The sequence below is a fragment of the Pseudoalteromonas sp. MMG006 genome (genome assembly GCF_018101025.1).
Lineage (GTDB): Bacteria > Pseudomonadota > Gammaproteobacteria > Enterobacterales > Alteromonadaceae > Pseudoalteromonas.
Genome location: NZ_JAGJEJ010000002.1, coordinates 160,583 through 183,927 on the forward strand (window position 1 = coordinate 160,583; position 23,345 = coordinate 183,927).

General features: G+C 38.7%; 16 protein-coding genes. 1 reads left to right on the forward strand and 15 read right to left on the reverse strand.

What is annotated here, in order from left to right; genetic code table 11:
- Positions 1 to 7 precede the first annotated feature (7 nt).
- Genes J8L73_RS03205 through J8L73_RS03215 form a run of 3 tightly spaced genes read right to left on the reverse strand, consistent with a single transcriptional unit; the run spans position 8 to position 2,349 of the window.
- Positions 8 to 472 (reverse strand): methylglyoxal synthase, encoded by a 465-nt coding sequence (locus J8L73_RS03205; RefSeq protein ID WP_058547341.1) that lies wholly within the window; start codon positions 470 to 472, stop codon positions 8 to 10.
- A 42-nt stretch (positions 473 to 514) separates the two neighbouring features.
- Complete coding sequence (locus tag J8L73_RS03210) at positions 515 to 1,159, reverse strand: LysE family translocator (RefSeq protein WP_211014790.1); 645 nt, start codon at positions 1,157 to 1,159, stop codon at positions 515 to 517.
- On the reverse strand, positions 1,156 to 2,349 hold the full coding sequence (locus J8L73_RS03215; RefSeq protein ID WP_211000033.1) for a multidrug effflux MFS transporter: 1,194 nt from the start codon (positions 2,347 to 2,349) through the stop codon (positions 1,156 to 1,158). Before J8L73_RS03215 ends, J8L73_RS03210 begins: the two co-directional genes overlap by 4 nt.
- A 182-nt stretch (positions 2,350 to 2,531) precedes the next feature.
- Between J8L73_RS03215 and J8L73_RS03220 the strand changes: the two genes are divergently transcribed.
- Positions 2,532 to 3,005, forward strand: a complete 474-nt coding sequence (locus tag J8L73_RS03220) for a hotdog fold domain-containing protein (RefSeq protein ID WP_211014792.1) — start codon at positions 2,532 to 2,534, stop codon at positions 3,003 to 3,005.
- A 9-nt stretch (positions 3,006 to 3,014) separates the two neighbouring features.
- Here J8L73_RS03220 and J8L73_RS03225 read toward each other — a convergent pair whose 3' ends face one another.
- From J8L73_RS03225 to bcsR, 12 genes are all read right to left on the reverse strand, one after another.
- Positions 3,015 to 3,500: a polymer-forming cytoskeletal protein gene (locus tag J8L73_RS03225; protein WP_211000031.1), complete on the reverse strand. Its 486-nt coding sequence runs from the start codon at positions 3,498 to 3,500 to the stop codon at positions 3,015 to 3,017.
- Positions 3,490 to 4,653: a M23 family metallopeptidase gene (locus J8L73_RS03230; protein WP_211000030.1), complete on the reverse strand. Its 1,164-nt coding sequence runs from the start codon at positions 4,651 to 4,653 to the stop codon at positions 3,490 to 3,492. The genes J8L73_RS03225 and J8L73_RS03230 overlap by 11 nt, the downstream gene beginning before the upstream one ends.
- A 409-nt stretch (positions 4,654 to 5,062) precedes the next feature.
- Positions 5,063 to 6,376: a fumarylacetoacetase gene (fahA, locus tag J8L73_RS03235; protein WP_211000029.1), complete on the reverse strand. Its 1,314-nt coding sequence runs from the start codon at positions 6,374 to 6,376 to the stop codon at positions 5,063 to 5,065.
- 129 nt (positions 6,377 to 6,505) lie between these two features.
- Complete coding sequence (gene hppD, locus J8L73_RS03240; RefSeq protein WP_211014794.1) at positions 6,506 to 7,552, reverse strand: 4-hydroxyphenylpyruvate dioxygenase; 1,047 nt, start codon at positions 7,550 to 7,552, stop codon at positions 6,506 to 6,508.
- 323 nt (positions 7,553 to 7,875) lie between these two features.
- Positions 7,876 to 10,608, reverse strand: a complete 2,733-nt coding sequence (locus J8L73_RS03245; RefSeq protein ID WP_211014796.1) for a metallophosphoesterase — start codon at positions 10,606 to 10,608, stop codon at positions 7,876 to 7,878.
- Positions 10,609 to 10,753: 145 nt separating this feature from the next.
- Positions 10,754 to 12,247: a peptide MFS transporter gene (locus tag J8L73_RS03250; protein WP_211014797.1), complete on the reverse strand. Its 1,494-nt coding sequence runs from the start codon at positions 12,245 to 12,247 to the stop codon at positions 10,754 to 10,756.
- 246 nt (positions 12,248 to 12,493) lie between these two features.
- Positions 12,494 to 16,312 (reverse strand): cellulose synthase subunit BcsC-related outer membrane protein, encoded by a 3,819-nt coding sequence (locus J8L73_RS03255; RefSeq protein WP_211014800.1) that lies wholly within the window; start codon positions 16,310 to 16,312, stop codon positions 12,494 to 12,496.
- Positions 16,303 to 17,433 (reverse strand): cellulose synthase complex periplasmic endoglucanase BcsZ, encoded by a 1,131-nt coding sequence (bcsZ, locus tag J8L73_RS03260; protein ID WP_211014801.1) that lies wholly within the window; start codon positions 17,431 to 17,433, stop codon positions 16,303 to 16,305. Before bcsZ ends, J8L73_RS03255 begins: the two co-directional genes overlap by 10 nt.
- On the reverse strand, positions 17,433 to 19,679 hold the full coding sequence (gene bcsB, locus J8L73_RS03265) for a cellulose biosynthesis cyclic di-GMP-binding regulatory protein BcsB (protein ID WP_211014804.1): 2,247 nt from the start codon (positions 19,677 to 19,679) through the stop codon (positions 17,433 to 17,435). The genes bcsZ and bcsB overlap by 1 nt, the downstream gene beginning before the upstream one ends.
- Entirely contained in the window at positions 19,672 to 22,347 is a 2,676-nt protein-coding gene (gene bcsA, locus J8L73_RS03270; protein ID WP_211000022.1) for a UDP-forming cellulose synthase catalytic subunit, read from the reverse strand. Before bcsA ends, bcsB begins: the two co-directional genes overlap by 8 nt.
- Before the next feature lie 2 nt (positions 22,348 to 22,349).
- Entirely contained in the window at positions 22,350 to 23,063 is a 714-nt protein-coding gene (gene bcsQ, locus J8L73_RS03275; RefSeq protein WP_211014806.1) for a cellulose biosynthesis protein BcsQ, read from the reverse strand.
- A gap of 7 nt (positions 23,064 to 23,070) precedes the next feature.
- On the reverse strand, positions 23,071 to 23,274 hold the full coding sequence (gene bcsR / locus J8L73_RS03280; RefSeq protein ID WP_211000020.1) for a BcsR/BcsP family cellulose biosynthesis protein: 204 nt from the start codon (positions 23,272 to 23,274) through the stop codon (positions 23,071 to 23,073).
- Positions 23,275 to 23,345 lie beyond the last annotated feature (71 nt).

The following is a 23,345-nucleotide window of genomic DNA, read 5'->3' on the forward strand; positions in this document are numbered from 1 at the left end:
ACAGATTTTAAAGACTGATTTGTCGGGTTGCGAGGTATTTTTCGTAATCTGGCAAAGTTCGCTCAAGTTCAGTATCCATCAGTGGTGAACTTAATAGCATATCTGCACTCACTTCATTACACGCTACCGGAATATTCCAAACAGCCGCTAAACGTAGCAAAGCTTTCACATCTGGGTCATGTGGTTGTGATGCCAACGGATCCCAAAAAAACACTAATACATGAATCTCATGCTCAGCAATTTTTGCACCTAACTGTTGATCGCCGCCCATTGGGCCACTTAATAACTGAATGACATCAAGCCCGGTGGTTTTTTCAATTAAATGTCCTGTAGTACCTGTGCCATAAAGGGTGTGTTTGCTAAGAGCGTTTTTGTGCTTTTCACACCATAGTTTTAATGCGGCTTTTTTACCGTCATGGGCAACTAAGGCAATATTTTTATTTGCTGGTAACGACTGTGTTTTTTGTTCCATGCTGCATCTTATTATTAGTTAAGCAATACTAATTATTTGTAATTAATATAATAAATTTATGGCAAGCGCAATAAACACTATACCGGTGACTCTATCAATCCAAAGCTGACTGTTTGGATGATTCCTGAAAAACTGGGCAATTTTATCGCCAAAATAAATATACGTGCAGTCAATCGGAAAAGCAAAAATAGGATAGAGCAAACCAAAAAAAGCGAGCTGAAAAGTAGCTGATGATAAAGTTGGATCTACAAATTGGGGTATAAACGCAATAAAAAACAACGCAACTTTAGGGTTTAACACTTCAGTCATCATAGCCTGAAACATTACGTTAGATTTTTTACTTGTACTAACGTGCGGTTTTTCTTCGCCAGCGCAGTCGGCCATGGAAGTCGGGCGCTTTAATGTGCCCTTGATCATCATAAACCCTAAATAACATAAGTAAACAGCACCAGCATATTGCACTGCGCTATAAGCCATGGCAGAGGCTTTTAGCACTGCGCTTAAACCAATCACGGCAAAAAAGGTATGTACAACCCCACCTAAAGCAAACCCAAAAGCACTTTGCATGCCGGCCGCTCTACCATTGGCAAAAGTTTGCGCCATTAGAAAAGCATTTGATGGCCCAGGTGCGACAGCCATTAAAAAGCTAGCCAATAAAAAAGAAACTAAAAAATCGGGATTGATCATGTTTTAGCAGGGTGTAACGTATGGGCTTTTTTACTCATTAAAATAAGCCACAGCGGTGCTAACAGCAATAAATGAAATGCAATTAGCCAAGGTGTACTCAGCCCCAAAAATTGAGTTAAAAATACCAGCATACTTGCTCCACTCATTTGCATTGCCCCAAGTAATGCAGACGCTGTACCAGCTTGCTTAGGAAAGCTTGAAAGAGCCATACCTGCTGCAGAGCCTAAACTTAACGCAAAACCTAAAGCTGAAATTAAAATGGGTAACATAAGAGCAAATGCGGTTTCTATATGGCTTAATGCAAGCATTAAAATACCTGAAAAAACCAATAGGCTTACCCCTAAACGCAGTGCTCGTTGGCTATTGCGCTTAATATACATAGGCGTTATAAAACTTGCCACTATGCTCAGTACCGCATTTAGAGTAAACCAAAAGGTAAAGTCGCCAACAGTGCCACCTAAATAGGTAATGATCCAGCCAGGGGCGAGTGTCACATATACCAATATGGCTGACATCGCGACCATACACAGTAAACTATTAAACAAAAACACTGGGGTTTTAATAATTGGTTTAAAGCGACGTAAATCTAAAATATGACCTTGATAATGGCTATCGGCAGGGCGTGTCTCTCTAAAAAAAAGTAAAGTAACGAGTAAACCGACAATGGCAAAAGCAGTTAAAAACATAAAGTTCATTCGCCAACCAAATTGCACGGTTAACCAAGCACCTAAAATAGGGGCCATAGCGGGTATAAAGCACACAATACCATTTAAGTAGGTGATCATTTGCCCGCTGCGTTCGCTGCCATATTTATCGCGCACAATAGCGAACGCAACCACAAATGTGGCGCACGCACCTAAGCCCTGTAGCGCACGTGCAACCATTAATATTTCAAACGAAGGTGTAAAGTAGGCAAGCAATGCCGAACCCGCATAAAGGCTAACCCCAACTATAGCGACTGGTTTTCGACCAAACTTATCAGCAAGTGGCCCTGCAATTAGCTGCCCTAGGCCCACGGTTAACATAAAAATAGCGACGGTTTGTTGTACTTGTTGCTCTGATACAGCAAATTGCTCTGCGATAGTAGGAAAGGCAGGTAAATAAATATCGATTGCCATAGGGCAAAAAATAACGAGTAGCGCTAAGATGAGCAGTAAAACTAAATTTGGTTTAGCTGGGCGTGTTTGCATTGAGTCTCCTTTTGCTGGGTATTTTAGGTGTCCACCCATAAAAAAGAAAGGGCTTATGACCCCTGCATACGTCGTCATTCGTATTTTTTACTTAATTAGCTACAAATAGACGCTTTAATTATCTTTTTTAAACTGGTCTGATGTGTTAATTTTGAAAAATATATAAATGTTTGGAAATAATAATGAGTAATAAATCCGCACTTTTAAAAACATGGCAAAAATTTAAAAGCCTGCCATATGGGAATTGGCTCTTTAGTAAAGCGGTATGTTTTAAAGCGCCTTATTTTGGCTCAATGAAACCGTATATACTTGATTTAAAAGAAGGGCACTGTAGCGCGGTAGTAAAAAATCGTCGCAGCGTACACAATCATATTGGGACTATTCATGCTATTGCACAGTGTAACTTAGCTGAACTGTGTGCAGGCGTAATGGTTGATGCCACTGTTCCTTATAAAACACATCGGTGGATCCCAAAAGGGATGACTGTTCAATATTTAGCGAAAGTAGATACTGATGTGACAGCAATTGCTGAGATTGACTTACCGCATGAGTGGGTAGATAAAGAAGATTTAGTTGTTCCGGTCAAGCTTTATAATACCCGCAATGAATTGGTATTTACAGCAGATATTACAATGTATATTACTGAAAAAAAATAGCGCTTAACTTTACTTATTTTTTTCTGCGGCTTGTTTATTAACAAACGATAAGTCGCTATCGCTATCATCGAGTAATGTTTTTACTTCTTTTGCAGGTTTTGAATCATTACTTATTAGCTCAGGCTCTTCTTTTTCAAATCGTTGTTTTAAACTGCCTTCAATAATAGCACCGGCGTCTATGCTTAGCGTATCGTTAAAGACATCTCCGTGTACGTGTGCACTACTTTGAATTTTAACTTCACTTGCGTTAAGTGAGCCGATAATTTTACCTTTTACGATGACACTTTTAGCTTCAACGATGCCTTCAACTATACCCGTTGAGCCAATAACTAAGTGTTCAGCTTTAATGTCACCGTTAATACGTCCATCTAGCTGAACTTCACCTTGGCTAGTTAGAGTACCTGTTAAGCGTACGTCTTCAGATATAATTGAAGGTGTGTGGTTAACCCTTTTTAAGCTAGTATTATTTGTATTTTGCTTTTTTTTACCGAACAAGAGAAAGCGCCTTTGTTATTTTTAGAGGGTTGACGTGCTTGCCATCAATTAGTACTTCATAGTGTAAGTGCGTGCTTGTACTTCTGCCAGTACTGCCCATTAAGCCAATGACATCATTTTTAGTAATGGTTTGACCTTTTTTAACTTTAATTTTATTTAAGTGCCCAAAGCGAGTTACTAAGCCATTTTTGTGCTCAAGCTCTATAAAGTTACCGTAACCGCCGTTTCGACCAGCACGAAGGACTACAGCGTCTGCAGGCGCAAATATTTTTGTTTTGTGCCAACCTGCTAAATCAACGCCTTTATGAAATGCTCTGCGGCTGTTCATTGGATCTTTACGAAGTCCAAAATTACTTGATATGTAGTATTTTGCAGCATCTAACGGTAGTGAGTTTGGTAGCTCAGTTAAAAAGTTTTCTAGGTTATTTAATAATAATAGCTTATCGGCAATGGCTAAAAATTGCGTAGGAATTTTTGCTTCATCAAATAAATTAAGTGGGCCACCTTGCGCAGCTGTTTTAGCGCTTAATGTTAAATGTTGCTCTAAGACAGACTCAAGCCCTGCGCCTTTAAGCATGGCAATAATAGTGTTGTGGCGTTTATCTATTTCGCTATCAAGAAGCGAAAAATTCTCTTCGTAATGTTGTGTTAACTGCTTAGCGCGTGCTGCAAATGTAGTGGTATTAATCAAATTTGCATGTTTAGTTTTTTGTTCTTCATCGACTAATGGCTCATGAAATTCGCCATTATCATCGTTAATTGGCGACTCAAGCTCATCTTCAATTTTAATTGTCTCTTTACTAATTGAGGCAGGGAGTGACTCTATCATGCTTTGCAGTAGCGCTTGCTTTTGCTCAAGCACAGCCAGTTTTTCTAATTGTTTTGCATGTAAGGCTTGTTGCTCACTGACTTTTTGCTGCCAAAGAGTTTGTTTACTTAATTGACTCTTTTCGATGTTTGAAATTTGATTTGTTTGCGTATAAACACGAAAGCTAGAAATACTCACCCAAACTACAGTCGCTAAAAGCAGGGTTACTATGAAAAGTTGCAACCAAGAGGCTAAAACAACATGCTTAACTTCGCCATTTTGGCGGATAAGAAGCTGTCTAGCGGGGAATAATTTTTTATAAAAAGACTTTAAAGATAATGACATGGCATATAAATACTGGCTGTTAACCGGATTAATGTATCAACCTGAGTTTAAAAAGCCAGAAAAAAATTGTAACTGTTCAAAAATTAATAAAAAAGGCCTGCTTATTAGGGCGTGTTGATCTGTGATGGTTGAATTTGCAGCAGCATGTTTGGTTTTTAGGCAAGGCGGAGCCTATGAAGTGTGGTTATTCCCCATTAATAGGCGATAACGCAGCATAAATGCCAAACATGCGCTGCCCTTCGGGTTCTGCCTAGGGGCGATAAACTCTTTGTTACTCGGTTTTTACTTAGCCCACTAGGTTACAAACCTCGCGCCGCGATTTAATCGCCCCTAGATTGAACAAATTTCAATCCGCAAAGATCAACACGCCCTAGGCAGCCCTTATAAAATGTGATTTTTTACGTTTTAATTATTTTGCAGCTAAAACAGTGCTTTCTACAGATCCGAACCCAATTCGTGCAAAACCTGATTTTTCACACCAGCCGCGCATAATCACGTTATCGCCATCTTCTAAAAAACTGCGTTGTTCGCCATTACTGAGTGTTATTTTTTCTTTACCACCACGAGAAAGCTCTAATAAAGAGCCTGCTTCTTCATGTGTTGGGCCTGACTGCGTACCAGAGCCCAGCATATCACCTGGCATAAAGTTACAACCGTTTACTGTGTGGTGCGTGACCATTTGTGCCACTGTCCAGTAAGAGTGCTTAAAGCTAGAGGTTGATACGTGGGTAGGTGAGTGGCCTTCGCTGCGCATTTTTTCAGTCTGAATTTTAACATCCATTTGAATGTCAAATGCACCTTGCTCGCGGTTAGCTGCAGATTCTAGGTACTCCATAGGTTGCGGATCGTTTTCATCACGTGTCCAGCTTGTTCTATAAGGGGCGAGTGCTTCTGTGGTGACAATCCAAGGCGATACGGTTGATGCAAAGTTTTTTGCTAAAAATGGACCTAACGGCTGATATTCCCAGGCTTGTAAATCACGTGCTGACCAATCATTAAATACACAAAAACCAAATACATGATTTTCAGCATTTTCAATGGCAATAGCATCGCCAAGTGCGTTGCCTTTACCCAAGTAAATACCAAGTTCTAACTCATAATCTAGGCGTTTACATGGACCAAAAGAAGGGGCCTCTGCATCAGGTGCCTTTGTTTGCCCTTTAGGGCGATGAAACTTTTGTCCTGATACATCAATAGATGATGATCGGCCATGATACCCAATGGGTACCCATTTATAGTTAGGCAGTAACGGGTTATCTGGGCGGAATAAACTGCCAACGGCTGTTGCATGGTAAATCGAGGTATAAAAGTCAGTGTAATCACCAATGCGACACGGCAGTGAAAACTCTATATCAGCTTGGGATAGTAATGTACTTTCAATTTCTTTTTGTTGCTGTGCGCCTTCGCGAAGTACTTTTGAAAGCGCTAAACGCAGTGCAGACCAATATTGTTGGCCAAGGCCCATCAATGTATTTAACGTTGATTCGCTTGCCGCATCAAGCGCAGTTTTAGCATCACCGGTAAAAATATTTAAGACGCTCAATTTTGCTAAATCAATAACCTGATCGCCAATAGCAACACCGCCACGAAACGCCTCATCAGTGCCCTTAGTACGAAACTCTGCAAAAGGTAAATTTTGAATAGGGAAATCAGATCCCGTATTATTTGCCGAGCTGACCCAGCTCGTTAAATTAATATCATGGGTTTCGTTAATAAGGCTCATTACATTTCCTTTTTATTTTCTACATGGCGACAGATATAATTTATTGAATTTAGTAGAATCTGCCGCTGTAATTTTAAATTTGAAACGACAAAAGCAGCGAAAATCGCTGCTTTTAAATTACTCAAATAATTATAAAACGCCGCGGCGCTCTTGATCGCGTTCAATTGATTCAAACAGCGCTTGAAAATTCCCTTCGCCAAAGCCACCGTCATCAACACGCTGAATCATTTCAATGAAAATTGGCCCAAATAGGTTCTTAGAAAATATTTGTAATAAGTAACAATTTTCACTTTGGCTATCGACTAATATTTGGTGCTTACGAATTTTTTCTTTATCTTCAGCAACCCAAGGTACACGGTCAAAAATAGTGTCGTAGTACTCAGGGATAATATCTAAAGTCGCAATGGTCGATTTATCAAGCTTATCAAGAGAGCTAACTAAATCATCTGTTAAAAAGGCTAAATGTTGCACACCTGGCCCGTTATATTCGCCTAAGTATTCATCAATTTGATTATTGTCGTTGCCTTTACCTTCATTGATTGGAATTGAGAAGGTACCGCACGGTGATTTTAGTGCATACGAAACTAGCGCTGTTTTTTGACCTTTAATGTCAAAATAACGGACTTCTGTAAAGCCAAAAACATCTTTATAAAAGTTAGCCCATGTTTCCATTGTGCCTTTATAAACATTATTAGTTAAATGGTCGATGCGTATAAACCCTTTGTCCTCAACAATATTAGCGTTGGCTAAATCTTCAAAGTCACTTTCATAAATAGTGCCTTTGTCACCAAATTGCTCAATAAAATAAATCAGGCTGTCACCAATACCGTAAATAGCAGGGTAAGGTAAATCTTTATATGTAGAGTTGGTTGCTGGTTTTGCACCACGCGCCACAGCAGTTTCAAATGCGTGCTGCGCATCGTTAACACGCCAGCCCATAGAACAGATTGCCGGGCCATGGTTTTTCGCGAACTCAGCAGAAAAACCATCGCGTTCGTTATTTAGTAAAAAGTGAATGTCGTTTTGGTTGTAGTAAACAATATCTTTGCCTTTGAATTTTTTTAGTTTTGAAAAACCAAAATCAGTAAACACTTTATCCATATAGTCTGCATCGGGTGTGGCGTACTCAGTAAATTCAATACCAACTAAACCTAGTGGATTATTTGCTTCACTCATTTTTATTACTCCTGCAATAAATATTGCTACTGCGGCTATGTGTTGTTTGCGTGTTGGGCTAGATAATCAACCAGATTTTTAATTTGTGAAAGAGTAGGGAGGCATTTAGAAATTAGTTAAACTGTAAATTAAATAAGACGTTTATTTAAATGTTAGTTTTTAACAATACACTTTGGATATATAGAGACTTAATTGGTCGGCTTAAATAGACGTCTTAATATTTAACTTTTTGTTTAATATAAATAAAAAAGAGGTTTTAAATAATTAAAACCTCTTTGAATATTACTGCATTTTTTGTTTTCATGTATTAAATTGTTTACATATTACTTGTATTTGTTAAAAAACTTGTTTCGTTGCTCTAACCATACATTGGGCTGTACTGTAGGGGCTGCTTGATAGTGACGTTCAATAGTTTGGTTTAAAACGCGTGTCGTAGGTTCAAACATGAGCTTTGATTGTGCCCCGCCAATGCTTTTAATTTCATCTCTGGTCATTGCGTGGCCAGCGTATAAAAGTGCATTTAAATAGCCTGGCTCTGTTTCAAAATTGTTATCAGCAAACAATAATGCGGCTTGCGTAAGCGCCCAGCGGCTATTTATTTCGCCATCTTCTTTAACTCCTACAAGCTCACCATCAATGTATATTTCGTATACCCCATTTATTGGCGCTGCATAAAAAACAAATGCTACGCGATGCCATGTTTCAGGCTCGGTAGTGCCAAAGTAACCGCTGTCGCTAGTTGCTTGACCGTAGCCACCAGAGGGGTCAATAAAAATGTCAGCATCATCAGTTAAGTAATCAGTGGTATTTGCTTGAATAATTGGACGATATATATCCTTCCCTTCAATAGGCCAGTATAAGTCCATAATTATAGTGTAGTCTGATACCATGCCTTGCTCGGCGTAATCACCATTAGCTTGAGTATTTAAAGTTAGTAATAGCCCTTGCGTAGGTGAATGATCAGTAAAGGCCATCACTCCAGAAGGTCCATCATTTAAATCTGCAATAGAAAATGCTGTTGTTGTTTTATATTGGGTCTTATTTGGCCCCCATAGAGTATTTTCAGGATCAAAATAACTTAACACTGAAGGGCCGTAGTCTGCGGTTAGTGGGTTGTTTTCGTCATCAAAATTCCACACTGTAATGTCGTTTTGATCATCACATGAAAACAAACGATTATCTGTATCTAGGTATAAGCATTGGCTCGTTCTGAAGCGCGCATATTGATCAAGAAGCCACCATGCTTCGTTGATAACTTCTACATTCGAGAATGTCACACCATTAAAAAATAGATCAGGATTGAGCGCAGCACCCTTAAATAAAGCTACCTGGTAATTGCTATCGGCTTGTATTTCATCTGGTTTAAGTAAAAACCAATCAGGTTGACTGGCAAACATATTGTTTAAGTCAGTACCAGATACTGTAACTGTATATACGGAGTTAAAGCCTGGCGTATTAGAAGGTTGTCTCTCAACGTAATAGGCTTTGTGAAAGTCTTCCTGTGTAAGCGTACCTGGGGTCCAGCGTTTTTGTACTAAATCTGGGTTTAGCAGTGCTGCGGTAACATCACTTGTATGTGCTGCTGCTAACGCTGTTATTTCTGCTAATTCTAAATTGCTAGGGTAGTTTTCAGAAATAGCAATTTCAGTATCAGCATCGGGAGCATAACGACCCATAATTTCATCGATTGCGAGTTTGGTTGCTTCATCACGCTCAGCCACACTGTCGGTATCAATGGTGTTATAGTTAATTAAGGGCGATGTTTTATCTTGTAAGTTAAAGGTAAGTGTTACATCGGTAATACCTTTAGCGTAAAAATCTGGCTGAATAACCACAGCGCCGTTATCGAGAGTATTATAGCTTTCTCCGCCATGAGTGTGGCCGCCAAGAACTAAATCAATGCCACTCACATCAGTGGCCATATCAATATCAAGGCCTTCACCTAAATGGCTTAGCATAACCATGTAATCAACGTCGTCTTGATACTGGCTTACTATACTTTGCGCTATTTGTTGCCACTGCCAGCTCATTTTGAACTGTTTGATAAAATCAGGTATGGGCTCAAGATCTATTGGTTCATCTAGTTCGTTCCACGGTACAGAGGTCATGCCAAATACACCCAAGGTAATACAGCCAACTTGCACTTTTGCAAAGCCCACAGCTGCAAAGTCTTGTAATTGTTCACCCTCGTAGCGCGTATTACTTGCAAGTACAATGGCGCTGTCATCTTGAGAGTAACTCAATAATTTTTCAGGTCCCCAAGCATAGTCGTGATTACCTACCACTCGCAGGTCAAATTGCATTGCTTTTACTGCTTCCTCAGTTGCGCTGCCTTGTGATAACTGTTCAGCAACAGTGCCTTTTTCGTAGTCATCACCACCATTAGTAAATAATGTGTGGGGAGTTTGTGCTGCGGCTTGGTTATAGTAGGCTTTAATACGGCTAAAGTATTGCTCCTCATAGCCAAATCTTGCATGTAAGTCGGCAACATGAATAAACCTAACTGATTGCTCAGCTGCACTAATATCACAAGTAGGTCCAATATCAGCAAAAGCTTCGTTGCGCTGCATTATTATTGCAAACGTCCCAAGAGTAGAAACTTCAGCGCTTACAAAACCATCCTCTACAATTGAATTTTCAATAACTGTCCAAGACTCTCCTGACTGGCGAGCAATAAAGAGTTGTCCGCCTAGTTGATAGTCATCGGGTATTTTTATGGTTACTGTAATTGGATTACTAAAAGAAAGCGTATTTGGAGTGAGTGCATGTATATCAGAAATAATATTTAGCAGTGCGTTGGCATCATCTAAAAGTGCTTTTTCATAAGTAAGATCTGTATTTTGTGAAACAGCACTTGCGGGTACCGTTAACAAAAAGCTTCCCTCGTCAAGGCTCACGTCTAAACCAGCACTTACAAATACGGTAAATTCGCTTGGCTCAGGCTCTACTGGATCATTAGGATTAGTTGTAACTTGATCGCCTGAACCACCACAGGCAGACAAAAATAGAATACAGAAGGTTAATAGCGTGGTGCGAGATAAAGTTAACAAGCGCATGTACTGCTTCCTAAAGATTAGTTAAAAATCAATCAGGAGATAATACCAGTTTACATGGCTGTGACATAGAAAATTGACGAAAAATCCCCCATAGAGGCTATGGGGGACGATTTTTAATAAAATTTATTTATTTTAAAAATAAATTTTAAGCTACTTTTTCTTCTAACCCTTGTTTTTCCCATACTCTCGCTTTAAAGCTCATAAGTACTAAAACAATACCAACACCAATGCTAAATAATGCGATTTGTAAGTATAGGTTAGGGATTTCTTGAACGTTATTCGGATCAAAGTTACCAGCGAGTAAGCCTGCGATGATGTTGCCAATCGAGTAAGTTAATACAAACACACCCATCATTTGACCTGTGTAGCGCTTAGGCGATAGTTTACTTACCGCACTTAATGCTACAGGGCTTAAACATAGCTCACCCACAGTATGTAAAAAGTAGGTAGTAACCAACCAGTAAGGTGCCACTTTTAAACCTTCAGCAGCGTAATGAGCCGCCATGAACATTACTAAAAAGCCCGAAGCCATAATAATTAAGCCCATTGCACATTTTACGCTGTAAGTAGGTGATACCATTTTCTTTGATAAATTAATCCAAAGAGCAGCAAAAAATGGTGATAAAGCAATAATGAATAGTGAGTTTAAAGATTGAAACCATGTTGTTGGAATTTCAAACGTACCAATTAGGCGGTCAGTGTAATCACGGGCAAATAAGTTTAGTGATGAACCCGCTTGCTCAAAACCAGACCAAAAACACGCAGAGGCAACACACACTAAAAATAGTGCCCACATTCTTTGTTTTTCTTCGCCAGTTAATTTACCTTTAAAATAGATAAGACCGAAATACACAAAGAATATAATTGTGAATATAACGGCTGTGTAACCGGCTACAATCGATGGGTTTATAACTATTACACCAGTCATTGCAGCTATTGTTACGCCAGTAACAATAGCGACAAATAATGCAATTGCACCCCATGTGCGTGTAATACCTTGAGGGCTTAATGGGTTAGCAGGTAGTGCGCTGTGCTCTGGTAAGTTATTTAATGTACGTTTATATTGGATTAAGCCAATAGCCATACCTACAGCTGCAGCACCAAATGCCCAGTGCCAGCCTACGTTCTCCATAAAGTAACCACAAACGTAGTAACCTATTAAAGAACCCATGTTAATACCCATGTAGTAAATAGCGTAACCGCCATCACGACGCTCATCAGCATCACTGTATAACTGGCCTACCATTGCACTGATATTTGGTTTAAGTAAACCAGTACCAGTTGCTACAAATATTAAACCAATAAAAAATGAATAATCATGTGGGATAGCCAAAATAATATGACCAATCATAATGATTATACCGCCATACCAAACGGCTTTTTGGCCACCGAACAATCTATCGGCAAGCCAGCCACCAGGTAAACCTAAAAAGTATACCGCGCCTGTGTATAAACCATAAATTGCAGCAGCTGATGCAACAGTAAAGGCAAGGCCTTCCTCTTGTAAGCTTGCTGTCATAAATAACACGAGCATCGCTCGCATACCGTAATAACTCATTCGTTCCCACATTTCAGTGAAGAACAATGTTGAAAGTCCTTTAGGGTGACCAAACCAGCCACTATCTGGAGCTGAACTCATATTTACTTCCTAACTTTAAGTATTGTTATGATGGCCTTATAATTTTTTGCTTTAGCTATTTTAGGATTTGTAAATACTAAAATGCTCGACCAACAGTATATTATTTGTAGCTAAGATAATGATTTGCTATATGGTTGTAACACCACAAGGTAAGAGACACACCCTTATCCTAGTTACAATTGCGCTCAAGTATACATATACCTAAGTGCTAGGGGAAGTATTCGCGGTGTATCACCGTCCACCGCGTTAAAAGTCAGCGTAAGGGATAATTGGCGTTCCCGGAAACTCTAATGTGCCGTACACAGGGTTGAAATAATAGCGGATATAAAGCTGGCCAAAGTTTGGCTCGTAAAAATCTGAGCGATCAATAGCTAAGTAGCCGCCAAAGAACCAGTGTGGAGTTACACGATATTCAAAGCTACCTTCGATGTTGTACGATACGCCAGAACTGTCGTCACCCTCAAATACGGGGTCAACGCCGGTAATCGACTCTCTATCGTAGGCTTGAAGTTGAAGATCGGTATCATTTGGAAAAAAGTCAATGGCTTGGGTTCTCGTTTGTGAATACGATAAACCTGTTTTTAAGCGGTATACAAAGTCATCGCCCCAGCGTGCGTCATAGCTAACAGGGACCGATAAGCCTACATAGTTTTGTGGACTGTAATAACCACCATGTCCCCATGTTTCTTGACTTAGATTAAACTTATATGCCCAATGCAATAAACTTGCGCCAATAGTTAATTCACGCTTTTGATTACTAATTGCTCGGTAATATGTTCCACCCATAACTCTATAGCGTTGATTATCTTTGACATTTTGACCTCTATATAAGGTAAAATCGGCGCTGGACCAAAAGCCCCAATTGCCACCCAAGTCATGTGATAAGTTGGCCGTAAGGCCTGTAGAGCGAACTCCGCCCCAAATTTCACCTGTGTTTATGTCCTCAAGGCCAGCATAAGAGAGAACCGAATTTGTTACAGGTCGCTTTTCAAGCTCTAAACTATAATTAAAGTCGCCAAGACTATCAGCATAATTTACGCCCCAAACAATGTCTTCAATTAAAAAACCAAGTGGCGTTGTACCTACATCTACACGCCAGTTTTCATTTTGCCAACCTATACCAACATCAACACCTTTTTCTTCCGGGGTAACCTCATCTATTGCACAGGTAAAAATACATAAGGCACCTTGGCCATAACGACTACCAGCAAATTGTTCATCAAAACGTGTTGTTTGTGCACTAATACTTGTGGGGTCTATTTTTATAAACCCTTGCCCTTGCCAAAGTGGAAAGTAAGCTTCAATAGGTACTGAGCCGGCGCCAAGTGTAGCATCACTTTCTGTACTTGTTTGGCCGCTAAAGTTAACGCCAATAGCAATGTAAGCTTGGTTTTTGTTTTGCTCATTTATTAGCTCACGCTTAGCACCATTTATGTACCAGGGGTCGGTTTCGTATATTTTTAAAAGTGAGCTGTAAAGCTCTTTATCATTTAAGGTGCGCTCAGGCGAAAGCGTTTGTGCATACCAAGATTTTGCTTGCTCTGATTCATTAAAGTTGCTTGCAACTTGAGCGCCTAAATAACGTAGCTCTTGATCGTTTGGTGACTTATCAATAAGTTGTTTAGCTAAATAAAGCGCATCTCCTGAATAATTTAATTCATTTAAAGATGACATGATTTGGCGCTGCAAGTAACCCTCTTGTGAGGTGGTTTGTGTTATTGCTTGTTCTGTTACTTCTTTTGCCTGAAAGTCGTTACCAAGTTCTTTGTATGCATTTGCAATAGCAAGCATTGCTTGCGGCTCGATTGTTTGATTGCTTTGCACTTTTCGCTGATACAAAATCACAGCTGCTTCATATTGTTCTAGTGCCAGGTTTGCATTAATAAGTGCGGTAGTTGTTGCTGGGATATTTTTATATTTTTGATCTAGCTGATTGAGCTTAGCAATCAAATCACTACCAGTATAAAACTGGTTTAGATAGTTATTTTGCAACTGAACATATTGAATTGTGTCGGTTTCAGAGGCGCTCTCTGGTAACACGTAATCCTCAAACCAGCTTTTGATTTCAACTTTGTTACCTTGTTCTAATAACCATTGGCCTTGTAAAATATGCCAATAAGGCGACAATAATGGATCAGATGACAGGGCACTTGAAAGTAATTTAAGTGCGTGTAGTTTTTCATCAATTTTGTACCAACTATTTGAAAGCTCGGCTTGCATTTCGGGTGTTAGCTCTCTCGCTTCTAAGTTACTTAAGTGATAAATAGCGACAGATTTATTTTTTAAATCAAGATATTGCTGACTTTGTGTAAGAGACTCATTGAGCAATAATTGCTGCTCTAGGGCAATAATATCGGCATCTCGGTTTTTAAAAGGAATGTATTTAAGTGTATCTAAAGCCCCTTCATAATCATTTATAGAGCGTAAAAATAAAGCATGGCTATATCTTATTTGGGAGTTTAACGGGAATTGCCATAATACATTATTAAACAAATTACGTGCTTGCTGGGTAAGACCTTTTTGTTGGTATATAAAGGCTAAATCGTAATAAAGCCAAGGTTGCTCTGGTGAAAGTTCAATTGCCTGTTTAAGTAATTCTTCTGCTTTTTCTAGATCACCCTCATTAGTATACTCACTTGCTTTATCTCTTAGAGTATTACTAATTGCAGTTGCATAAGAAGGGTATATTAAATTTCGCTGCTTAGCATTTAATGAGTTATAAAAATTGCGAATTGATTTTTGGTTTTGATCAAGCTGCGCAATATTCAATAAGCCAAGTAAAGCATTTTCATATAAAGGGTTTGTTTTTAGTGCGCCTTGATAGGCCGCCGCTGCTTGTGTGTAGTTTCCTTGAGCAACTAGCAATAAGCCTTTGTTATAAAGGAAAGCTTCTTGGTCATAATTTAATTGCTCAGCTAGGTTTAGTTTTAACTGTGCAGTTTCAAAGTCGGATTGCTCTATAGCGTCTTCCATTTCAGCCATGTACTGCCAAAACTTCGCAACAGTTGCGAGTTCTTTAAGTCCTTCACGCTCATCAAAGTTAGGTGTATATTTTTGAGCGGTAAAAAAATAGTAATACGATTTTTTATAGTCGCTTTTGGCTAAATATAAATACCCCAAGCTACGCATCACTTCTTTATCGGTTGGCCGACCTTTTAAAGCCTTTAGTAGCAGGGGTTCAGCTTCTTTTAATTTTTTTGCATTGAGTAAGCGGTCACCCTTACGCCAAAGCTGATATGCAGGATCAGCAAGTAAGGCTTGTCTTACTTTTAAATCTCTTTGGAAGTCTTCATATTGTAGCTTACCTTTACTACTAAACGGATAAACAGTGAAGTAACGCTGGTACTGCTTAACTGTATTTTGAGTAAGCTCCATACTTTTTAAAGTTGCAAGCCAAATAAATTCGACTTCATTAATAAAATTAGGACTTGCTCCGTATTTGCTTAAAATATCTATCGCTTTTTTATTTGTAGGGCTTTTTTTCAGTAAGTGCCGTGCATACGGAACTTCTACTTGACCTATATTCGAATAAGCTTTTAGTAAGGTTTTATAACCCCTTGTTACGCTTTGCCATTGTGTATCATCTTGTGAGTACCAACTTAAGTGTTCTAGTTCGTAGCTCAAAGAAGGGTATACACCTTTAAACAATGAATTATAAATAGCTCTTGCTTGTTCATACCTACCAGCTCGAGCTAATAACTTAGCCTCCTGAATGCGTGCTTTATCAACACCTTCGGCTTTTGAAAGTGCACTGAGCTGAGCAACACAGGGATGTTGTATTGACCCCCCTGTATTTATTTTATTAAGTAGCTGATTTGCCTTGCTGTATTGTTTATTAGCAAAGTCGTATCGCGCTAATGCACACTGCGTTTCTATTCTGGAAGGGGCAATCGCCAACAGTTTCTCTAAGCTGTCTTCAATAAGCTTTTTATTTTGCTGTGCTTCGCCAATATTTATTTGGCTTAATAGCCAATCAACAGACTGTGTATCAATATCATTGATTGTATTGGCACTTAACCCTGAGCTAAGGGCCAATGTACAAGCTAGGGCAAACCTTAACGGCATTCAGTGCTCCATGCTGGTTGTAGCGTCCCATCTGCTGTTATTGAAAAACGTTTATTGAATGCACTAGTACCAAATAGATTAAGTACACTGTCGTAATAACGAGTTCGGGTAAATGATTGATCGACCATTAGCTTTTGTTGAATAGCCATTACAACAGCGCTATCTGTATTTTCTGCAAGTAAAGGTAGTAGCGCTGAGTTAAAGCCAACAGGGCCTCTTTTTTCAGACTTTCCAGTTTTTGCAAAAGTATTTAATGGTACATACCCTCTATCATTAACTGTCTCTATAAAAGGCTTAAACTGTGCTAAAAGTTCTTTTTTGTAAGGTGCATCGTTTGCCATCATGCTGGCCCACAAATAGACTCTAATTGCGTTATAGCTACCTAAGTCAGTTGTTTTTCTATCATAGTAAAACCCGTTATTAGCATCATACATCACCCAGTCAGGGCTAACCCCTTTATTTGCGGTATCTAAAATAAGCTTTGCTGAGCCTTCATGCAACTGATGCCAAGGAGAATGTGGGTATAGCTTTTTAAATTGCTGGTAAATAAACAAAGGTGAGTAGCTCGGGTTTAACTTAAAGCGTTCTTTATCAAATTCAAAACCTGATGGAGCGGGTAAAAGTGATAAACCAAGGCCTGAAATATATGCTGTTTCTTCACGCATTATACGCTGTGCAAGGACTGCGGCTAAAATACCGTAGCGGCGGTCATCCCAGAGCTTTGCCGCTTGCGATAAGCTATAAGCTATCCACAGGTCAGAATCTGAGGCTGGGTTAGAATCTAAAATTCCGCTTTCTTTGTTTTTATTAGTTCCCCATTGCCATGCCGGTAAACGCGTACTTAAGTCGCCCTCAGATAAGTGTTCTTGAGTCCAGTTAAGCACTAAATCAAATGTTGCTTTATCATTTGCAACAACTGCAAAAAATAATGCATAAGATTGTCCTTCAGAAGTAGTAATGTTTTGCTCACTGCCTAAGTCTATAACTCGTCCATCTTGGCTTATAAAATTACTTTTAAATGTTTGCCACGCGCCCCATGGTTTACATTGTTCAATCTGTGCGCTGGCATTAAAAGTAATTAATGCAATCACAGTTAAAAATACATTAATGAGTGATTTCATTATTTATCTCCTTCAGCTAAGCGTTTGTATGTAAGCGCTTGTAGTAATCGCCATATAATAAATGAGATCAATAGCAGGGTTAAAATAGACAGTAGTGCAAGCACGAATGGGTGATCCGATAAGTGGAACCAAATTAAGGTATGCACTGGAATATGGCCAATAAAATACTGCTCGTCGGTTTTTATTGTTTTAATTCCTTGCGAGTTAATAACAACTGCACTGCCTTTAATTTGTGCAAGGGATTCTGAATTCATTAGTGCACTATCTAATAAGTTAAATCCATTTAGAGACGTCGCACTAAGGGAAACTATAGAGCGCTCGGAATCAAACGGAGACTGAAAGCCTGTAATTACAGCCATATCGCCGGTGCTTGTTATGCTCACTTGTACTTTTTCAGATTCACTTTCATCATAAGCGCCGTTGTATATAGCTTGTTTTATAGCGCGTTGATTACCATTTAATAAAATATTAGTTTGCGAGTTTTCATCAAGTTCTTTAGCTGCGGTGCTAGCGTTGGCAATCACTAAAATGTCTTTATCATCCAAGTCAGCATTTTGATTTAAATGAGCAACACTCATTCTGTGAGTTGGGTAGCCTGTAATTGCACCAAAATGCCCAGTTAAGTTAAGCAGTACCGAAATTACTTGGGTTGTTGGTTTTTCGTCAATAAGCACTAAAGTTTGTTGTAAATCAGCATATTTAGTAAATGGAAAGCCACTATTAGCAAATACGTTTAAATCAGGCAATGCGATGTAATGGTCAAACCCACTTACGTCTATATTAGAGTTTCCATCTATTACGCCAAACTCACCACCAGGAGGGGCGGCTGGACATTCTCCTTTTTGCAGCACTGCAAATCTAAAGTCAAAGTTAAGCTCGTTTCTGTTAGCGAGCTTAATACCGTCTAACGAAAAATCTTCAGCACTTTGCGTTGTATCTGTATTGGCTATCAATGGCAGTAATGTTTTTGTTGTTGAGGGTGATGAATCGTCTTTTTTTAACAAAAAACCACTAATAAACTCTTGGTTGATAAGCATATTTAAGCGTGAATCTAACGTTTCACTTTCTGGAGTGTTTCTGTATTGCAACGTAATAGGAATGCCTTTTTCACGCCATGTAAATAAATCGGGCGCAAAACGAATATTTAATTTAATCGGGCCATTATTTAGGCCTTGTGCTTGTAATTGAGTTGGGTAGTCGATTAATTCATCAAAGTGAACAGGGCGATCACCTCGTAGCCAGCGCGGGGCATCGTATGCTTTGCGCAAGGGAAGTTTATTAATTGCTTCTATACTTGCGCTTCTGCCTGTCATTATTTTGTGCCCAAACACAAGCCCAGTTACTGCTGTTTTCAAGTCTTCTTCATCACGGCCAAGTATTAACAACATTTTGTTATATCTATGGATAGGGCTTGAGATAAGCTCTATGGTTGGCTTTTCAACATCTGGGTAGTCTATTAAAAAATCAGGTTTAGAATCGTTAGTAATAAATACGATGCTATGCTGCTCTGGTGCTTTATTTAAGATTACTGGGAAGTCTGCACCGCGCCAATCTGCTTGTGCACCAAACCAGCTAGATAAAGTCGTAGCTGCTTCAATTGCTTTTGTGCCTGGTGTTGTTGCAAATATAAATGGCAAATTTAATTTACCGTAGTCTTTGGTATCAAAAAATGGTTCGGGCAAATACTCCAGGCGGCTATCGATAGCTAATTGCTTTTGGTCAAGTGTGATGTTGCTCGACTTATTTATTTCAGTCCAAATAGAGCGGTTAAAATAGTCTTGGCATTGTAAATCATAATAGCCAACTAACTCAAAGCGAACCTGGTTGAAGTCTTGAACGTATTTTGCGTTAAGGCTTAAGCTGTGGTTAACCGTATTCTTAACAACGCTTAACTCATCGTTTATAGGTAAAACAGTAACTAGGTTATCGTTAAAATAAACTTTTAAATGCGACACATTAGCGATTAATGAAGGCGAATTAGTGTATGAAAAATTAAGCTTTAAATTTGTACTCAATTTATCAATTCTATTTGTAAAATCGACGCGTGAATTATTATTTATACCATCTAACTTGTAGTCATTAAATCCTAAAGCTTCAAAATCTAAACGTAGGCTTGAAACCTGTGCACTCTCGGGATACCCATTTATAAATATAGATTTATCATGTATGGGCTCTATAGCCATCACCTGATGAGCAATACTAATGAGTAACAATGTCAGAAATGTATTAAGTAGCTTTTTAATCATAATTATTATGCACTATCGGTTTTTTTGGAGTGAATGAGTTTACGTAAATGACAATATTGGTCATAAATTTAATAATAGGTTGTAATGGCCTAGGCGCATGAAATAATAGATTACTAAACCCCCTTAAACTTGTTTTTTGTACTTCTTTAAAGCTATACGAAGGGCGATCGTGTCTAAAGTTATTCTGCCAATCTAGCCATGCATCTGCTCTTGAAAATGTACACTGAATGAAAGCACGTTGCTTTTCAAGCGACAAATCTTTTATGGTTAAACCTATTTGTTTTTTACGGGTATTACATACATGTGTGGTAAACGAAAACTGTTTATTACCACGGCTCATTAAGAGTTCTATTTTATCGTTTACACGACATAAGTGTGCATGTTCAGTTTCGATACCTACCCCATTATCGGAATAATCTGTAATTTTAACCTTTAGGGTATGTCCGTTAGCTAATCGAATACCTGCCGGGAAATTAGCTTTAATACGATGTGAGTGCCTTACTTGTCGGGCTTCTGCCGCTACAGCAACTGCAGCGCCAAGGATTATAATATTATAAATAGCCCAACCCATACTTATTATCAGTACGCCTATTTGGCTAGGATCGCCCAGAACGAGTCTTGAAACACCTACGAGTATACTTAATAAGTTAATGATTAAGAGAATTAGATAAGGCTTAGAAATTCCCCAGTCGTAATGCTCTTCATCGTTTAGACCACCTTTTTCTGTCACGTTAAACTTACCTTTATTAGGGTTAAATAAAGCCACGGTGGTTGGTTTTAATATATACCAAGCAAGTACTGATTCGTAGACTTCTCCCCAAAATGAGTACCTGTACTTACCTTGAATACGTGAATTGGTCGCTTTTATTTGGATAAGCGTTGGCACGACATATATAAAGATGGCCAAAAATGGAGCGTAAATAATATATGCATTAAAGTATATAAGCGCCAAAGGGGCTGTTAGAAACACTATACGTGGAATACCCGATAAAAAATGCAGCATAGCATTTATGTAACATAAGCGCTGAGGAACACTTAAGCCTTTTCCCATTAACGGGTTATCGAGTCTAAAAATTTGCGCCATACCACGAGCCCAACGGATACGTTGACCTATATGGGCTGAAAGGCTATCGGTAGCAAGACCCGCTGCTTGCGGGATATTAATATAGGCTGTTTTATAGCCAGCACGCTGCATACGAAGAGCTGTATGCGCATCCTCAGTTACCGTTTCAAAAGCAAAGCCGCCAATGTCCTCAAGTGCTTCTCGTTTTAAAACCGCACAAGAACCACAAAAGAAGGTGGCATCCCACATGTCGTTACCATCTTGGATAAGCCCATAAAATAGCATGTTTTCGTTGGGGATCTGACTGTGATTGTTAAGGTTTCGCTCGAATGGGTCCGCGGAGAAAAAGTGATGCGGTGTTTGAACTAAACATACTTTACTATCTTTTAAAAATTGTCCCATTGTCATTTGTAGAAATGAACGAGCGGGGACGTGATCGCAATCAAAAATAGCGATGTATTCGCCATCGGTATAACGCATAGCGCTATTCATGTTACCCGCTTTTGCATGATTGTTATCTGGACGTGTTAAATAGCCAACACCAACCTCTTTAGCAAATTCACCAAATTCAGGGCGTTTACCATCATCAAGTATATAAACGTTTAATTTATCTGCTGGCCAGTCAATGCTTAATGCCGCAAGTGTGGTCGGTTTGACAACACTTAAAGGCTCGTTATAAGTGGGTATATAAACATCCACCGTGGGCCATAAATCTGTATTTTTGGGGAGCGGAATAGGTTTACGTTCAAGCGGATTTATTGTTTGAAAAAAGCCTAAAATAAGCACAAGCCACGCATAAGTTTCTGCAAGTAATAATCCCGCACCTAACGTAAGTGCAACAGGGTCACCCCAATTTAAGGTTTCGGTATAGCGCCACCACAAATAGCGAGAAGAAGTAGTTACAGAGAGGGTGATCATGACAATGGTAGCCATTTGCCCTTTTACACGTTTAAGTGCATACGCTACGATTAATATAAAGCTGATAAAGACAGCTTGTGCTTCTAGGCTAAACGGAATGGTTATAAAGATCGCTAATAAGAAAAAAATAAATGCCAGCGTTAAATATTTAATAAGCTTATTTTGCCAAATTCGCGCTTCAGACATAGCTTTGAAGGCACTTTTTTTTGGAGCTTTTTTATTTTTTGATAGTAAGCGTCTAATTAATTTCCCTAATTTCAAATCGAACCAACGTAGCTGCCTTAGCACGTAGCTAACCCGATTATAAAAGTAATCGACAGCGGTTTCTTTTATAGAGTATGAGCTTTCTTTAAGCCTATTTTTAAAAAACATTAAAAATAGGCTCTGAATAATAAAGCGTATTATATTTGAATAAACATATGTTCTATAAGGAAGCCTTAGGTGCGGGTAGTAGCTGTAAAGCACCAGTTCAAAATCAAGTTTGTTTTTTTTAATATTTATAAATAATGAACTGAATAAAGTAATAAAAGGCATTAAGAAGGCTTCAATTACATTTACTTTATGCTGATTAAAGTAGCTATGAAATTTAAATAGAATATAGCGAACAAGTTTATCGGTAAATAAAATGCTCAACAGTATATATAAAGTACTGTGAATTGGACGATTGTAAAAAATGGTAAAGCTCATAGTTACAACGCAGCTTTACTAACAAGCCAGCCTGCGAGTGTTTCAAAGTCATCATTAGCAATACTATACGGCGCGCAGTTAAGGGCGACGTTTCTATAAGCCGTGGATTCCTTGATGACTTCATCGCTGTTAATAAAAAACGGTGCCATCAAGGGAAGGGTTGATTGCCAAAGTGAGAACAAGTCAAATTCTAAAACAGAGGCAGAGTTATAGCGATTAACTAAAAAGTAGTGTTTCCAACTAGAATCAGTACTTTTTAGCTTTTTAAGGCGTTTATATATTAAGCTGTGGCAAGTCGCATCGCAATTTATGAGCTCTATAACTATATCATTCGGTTCCAAAGGTAAGTGTGCTAAGTCGATATAAGAGGGACAATCGAATAGAAACCATGAATTTTGTGGGCAATCCAGCTTTTTGCAATTGTTAACAATGTGGGCAATGTCGTTTTGATCAACATTAATGTCACCAAAAGGTAAAAAAATGACACCGTCACTATCTTGATGGAAGTGTAAAAGTACATCTTCGAAATTGACTTCGTTACTCCAACCTTTGGTCGACTTCCAGGGCAGACCAAAATGTAAACCCAAGTCACTTTTAGGATCTAAATCTATTGCAATGACATTAACATGAGACTTTTTTAACACGCACGCGAGATTGGCAACAATAGACGTGCTACCTAACCCACCTTTGATACCTTTAACAAAAATTCTTTGCAACGTTAATTTACTCGCTATGACAGGGATTGATTGCTGCGTTTAGTTCATTATTTATTTCTTTTAATAAAGCATATTTATTGATTGTTTGAATATTTTTTTGTTTATTTACAATTTCAATGTAGTCTTCACGTTTACCACCAAAGCGAAGCGCTAGGTTTTCTATGTCACTAGATGTTAACGTTTGTGAATCTTTATAAGTTAAACTGTTCATCGTGGCCTTTGGGTAACGTTTTAATTATTTTTATTATAGGTGGACAATATTTGGCTATTATATATAGAATA